We start from the raw sequence: 630 nt of genomic DNA, 5'->3' as shown, positions 1-630 counted from the left end.
TTGGTGGCTTCGACGGCTTGGCGAATCCCCTTCTGGACGAGGTTCGCTGTCAGTTCGGTGTCTTCACGTAGTTGGTCGTAGAGCGCGCGTTCAGCTTTGGCTTTCGAGAGAATGTGGTAGCCGTCGTCGTCGCCGTGCCAACACCACTTGCTCGCGGTGTTGGCGCAGTATTTGAATTGCTCGACAGTCTCTCGAAGGTATGCATCCGCACCTTCGGGCGTGTCGAGCTTGATAACGGCAGTTCGACGGTGCTCCACAATATTTCACATATCTACTTGTGGTTACTTAATGATTGGGAGTTAGTGGGCAACAGTCTGGCGGTTGGTCAGTGCCGGGTCGGCTTCCTCCCCACCCTACTCGCTTGTGCTTCCACCAGAGGCGGAAGCCCTGCGCTCCTTGAGGGTGGGGCCTCCGCGCTACCGACGGGTGACGATCGTTCGGTGACCCCCGTTCGATTGCGGCGGTCGTTATTTCGATAGATATGGTCGCTCCTCAGTTTTCAGCCGTAGTAAGCTACCACGCCCTGAAGAGCGTGGCATTCAGCGTGGACTCCCGTTCTAACTGTGTAACACAGTAGGCGAATACTCGCCATTCACGTTCATCATCCCGCTGTTCAAGCGCATGCCTACG

General features: G+C 56.5%; 1 pseudogene. It reads right to left on the bottom strand.

The features are described 5' to 3' along the window. Window positions 1-257 (bottom strand): annotated as a pseudogene (locus DEQ92_RS21335) (RNA-guided endonuclease TnpB family protein); the annotation flags it as partial. Window positions 258-630 lie beyond the last annotated feature (373 nt).

Origin of the sequence: Haloferax sp. Atlit-6N, from assembly GCF_003383195.1 — an archaeon.
Lineage (GTDB): Archaea > Halobacteriota > Halobacteria > Halobacteriales > Haloferacaceae > Haloferax > Haloferax gibbonsii.
The sequence above is the reverse complement of the archived record's forward strand: the minus strand, read 5'-3'. Positions and strand labels throughout refer to the sequence as shown.